Source organism: Mycobacterium sp. (genome assembly GCF_049585075.1).
Taxonomy (GTDB): Bacteria; Actinomycetota; Actinomycetes; order Mycobacteriales; family Mycobacteriaceae; genus Mycobacterium.
The window spans coordinates 1-3,435 of record NZ_JBAUZA010000320.1; the positions used below are offsets into that span (position 1 = coordinate 1).

The 3,435-nt window shown below is 67.1% G+C and carries 3 protein-coding genes; 1 reads left to right on the plus strand and 2 read right to left on the minus strand.

Annotated features, from left to right (window positions below):
- Together WB785_RS15330 and WB785_RS15335 are read right to left on the minus strand one after the other, a co-directional pair.
- Window positions 1–1,749, minus strand: a 1,749-nt coding sequence (locus WB785_RS15330) for an ATP-dependent DNA helicase (protein ID WP_424080179.1), incomplete at its 3' end; no start/stop codon positions are given.
- A gap of 14 nt (window positions 1,750–1,763) precedes the next feature.
- Entirely contained in the window at window positions 1,764–3,080 is a 1,317-nt protein-coding gene (locus WB785_RS15335) for a nicotinate phosphoribosyltransferase (protein ID WP_424080180.1), read from the minus strand.
- Between the two features lie 58 nt (window positions 3,081–3,138).
- Here WB785_RS15335 and clpS point away from each other — a divergent pair.
- A partial coding sequence (gene clpS, locus WB785_RS15340; protein WP_424080181.1) for an ATP-dependent Clp protease adapter ClpS occupies window positions 3,139–3,435 on the plus strand: 297 nt, incomplete at its 3' end.

Below are 3,435 nucleotides of genomic sequence, written 5' to 3' on the forward strand. Positions count from 1 at the left end.
GCGCGCGGCCACCGCACGTTGCCGGGCGGACAGCAGCGGATCGTCGGGCCGCGGAAACGGAATGCGGTCGATGATGACCAACGACAACGACGGCCCGGGCACGTCGACGCCCTGCCACAGCGACAACGTGCCGAACAACGATGTCGCCGGATCGGCAGCGAACTGCTCGACGAGCGCGGCGGTGCTGTCGTCGCCTTGGCACAACACCGGTGTCGAAAGTCGTTCTGCCATCGCCTCGGCGGCGGCGCGGGCCGCCCGCATCGACGAGAAAAGCCCGAGGGTTCGTCCGCCCGCGGCGGTGACGAGCTCGGCGATCTCACTCAGCTGCTCGGCCGAGCCGGTGCCGTCGCGGCCGGGTGGGGGCACATGGGCAGCGACGTAGAGTATCCCGGCTTTGGTGTGCTCGAACGGTGATCCGACATCGATTCCACGCCAACGCGTTTCGGTGTCATCCTGCGTGCCGGCCAAGCCCCAAGCGGTCGCCATCGCGTCGAAGGAGCCGCCGACAGTCAGCGTCGCCGACGTCAACACCGCCGTCGAGTTGGCGAACAACCGGCCGCGCAGCAGCCCGGCCACCGACAGCGGCGCCACCCGCAGCACGGCACGCGTCGAGCCGTGGTTGTCTTCCTGCTCAAGCCACACCACATCGGTGCGGTCGGGGAGCGCCGGTGCGAACGACGACAGCATCCGCGATGCGGCGTCGGCGATTTCGATGAGGCTGGCGACGGCCTCGGCGCGCGCCGACGCGGCCTTGGCGTCGCCAGGCGACGTATCAATCGCCGAACGCGCCGCGCCGGCCGCATCTCGCAGCGCGGTGAGGTGAGTGGCCAGCTCGTCATCGAGGTGGTCGATGCGGCCGCCGGTCGCGTTCTGGATCGCCGCGGTGAAGTTGGCCGAGGCCCGTTCCCACCGCTGCATCAATTCCGGTTCAACCAGTCTGGTGATGCGCCGCGAGGCGACCCCGAGGGCGGTCGCAGTCAGTTCGCCGGTGGCCACCGCGGTGACGCGGTCGACCAGATCGTGTGCCTCATCGACAACCAGTAGCCGGTGTTCGGGCAGCACGGCCGAGTCGGCGACAGCGTCAATGGCCAGCAGCGCGTGGTTGGTGACGACGATGTCGGCCTGGCCGGCCGTGGCGCGTGCGCGTTCGGCGAAACATTCGGTGCCGAACGGGCAGCGCGCCATGCCGAGGCATTCCCGCGCGGACACGCTGACCTGAGACCAGGAGCGGTCGGTTACGCCGGGTTTGAGGTCGTCGCGGTCACCAGACTCCGTCGTCGACGCCCAAGCCGTGAGCCGTTGCACGTCGCGACCCAATGCGGTGGCTGCCTGCGGCTCGAAAAGCTCGTCCTGCGGTTCACCATCCGAACTCCCGGCGGCGCCGTTGTGAATCTTGTTCAGGCACAAGTAATTCTGACGGCCTTTGAGCAACGCGAATCGCGGTGCACGGGGTAGCGTATCGGTCAGCGCGTCGACCAGCTGGGGCAGATCGCGACTAACCAGTTGGCGCTGCAGGGCGATCGTCGCGGTGGACACCACGACAGGCGTCTCATCGGAGACCGCCCGGACAATCGCAGGAACCAGGTAAGCCAGCGACTTTCCGGTGCCGGTTCCAGCCTGCACCGCCAGGTGTTCGCCGGCTTCGAACGCGTGGGCAACCGCGGTGGCCATCTCCAGTTGGCCGCTGCGTTCGCTGCCACCCAGCGCGGCAACCGCAGTGGTCAGCAGGTTGGGTACTGACGCCGCCAAGTCTTCGGACGTGGTTACTCCTGGTGCGGGTGCGGGGTGGCAATCTGCATCGTGGGGATCGCCGGATCGCCGTGCGACAACATCAGACCCTCCCACGGCAAGCTTCGCAAGCCCGACGCCACCAGGTCGCGCGCCGCGCCGATATCCAGGTCGATCACTGGCTCTCCGTTGCGCATCAGTGAAGTTGTCAACACCCGAGACGGTTCAGTGGTTGGGGGCCGATGCCCCGCGGGATGCACGATCTCTTCGGTGATCGTGCCGGTCGGTCGGCATAGCCGCAGCGCCTCTTTGTGGCCGCCGTGCGACTCTTTTCGGGGACTGCGCTTTTCGACCGGGATGCCGTCCACTTCGACCAGCTTGTAGATCATGTTCGCCGTCGGCGCGCCTGAACCAGTAACCAGCGAGGTGCCCACGCCGTAGCTGTCCACCGGTTCGGCGCGCAATCCGGCAATTGAAAATTCGTCCAGATCGCCCGAAACCACGATGCGGGTCTGCGTCGCCCCCAGCCGGTCGAGCTGCTCGCGAACCTGACGAGCCAGCACGCCCAACTCCCCGGAGTCGATGCGCACCGCGCCAAGCTCAGTCCCGGCGGCTGCCACGGCGTTGGCCACACCGGTCGTCACGTCGTAGGTGTCGACCAGCAGCGTGGTGCCGGGACCCAGTGCGTCGACCTGTGCGGTGAACGCGGCCAGCTCGTCGGGCTTGTCGGCGCCGCTGTGCAGCAGCGTGAACGCGTGCGCGCTGGTGCCTTCCGTCGGAACCCCATAGCGGCGGCGAGCCTCCAGGTTCGATGACGCGGCGAAGCCGGCGATGTAGGCAGCGCGGGCCGCGGCGACTGCGGCACGCTCGTGGGTGCGACGTGAGCCCATCTCGATCAACGCCCGCCCCTTGGCTGCGCTGACCATTCGCGCGGCGGCCGACGCAACGGCGCTGTCGTGGTTGAAGATTGACAGGGCCAGCGTCTCAAGTACCACGCATTCAGCGAAGCTGCCGCTGACCGAAAGCACCGGCGAGCCAGGGAAATACAGCTCGCCCTCGGAATAGCCGTCGACATCACCACCGAACCGGAAGTCGCGCAGGTAGGCCAGCGTATCCCGGTCGAGAAAGTCGGCTAGCGATTCGCACGCAACATCGTCGAATCTGAATTCGGGCAGGGCCTCCAAGAACCGGCCCGTCCCTGCCACCACGCCGTAACGTCGCCCCGCGGGCAGCCGGCGGGCGAACAGCTCAAAGGTGGTCCGGCGATCGGCGGTGCCGTCGCGCAGCGCCGCGGCCAGCATCGTCAACTCGTATCTGTCGGTCAGCAGCCCGACTAAACCCGAGTCGTTCACACGGCCCACCGTATCTGGGGCATCGGATTCGTTGCCGTGGCTCGCTATCCTAGAAGCCATGGTTGCGTCAGCCCCGACAAAACCCGGGACCACCGGGCAACGGGAAGCCGACTCGGTCGAGACCACCGCCGCTCCCTGGGTGACCATCGTGTGGGACGACCCGGTCAACTTGATGAACTACGTGACGTATGTGTTCCAGAAGCTGTTTGGCTACAGCGAGCCGCACGCCACCAAGCTGATGTTGCAGGTCCACAACGAGGGCAAAGCGGTGGTGTCATCGGGCAGCCGGGAATCCATGGAAACCGACGTGTCCAAGCTGCATGCCGCCGGATTGTGGGCCACCTTGCAGCAGGAC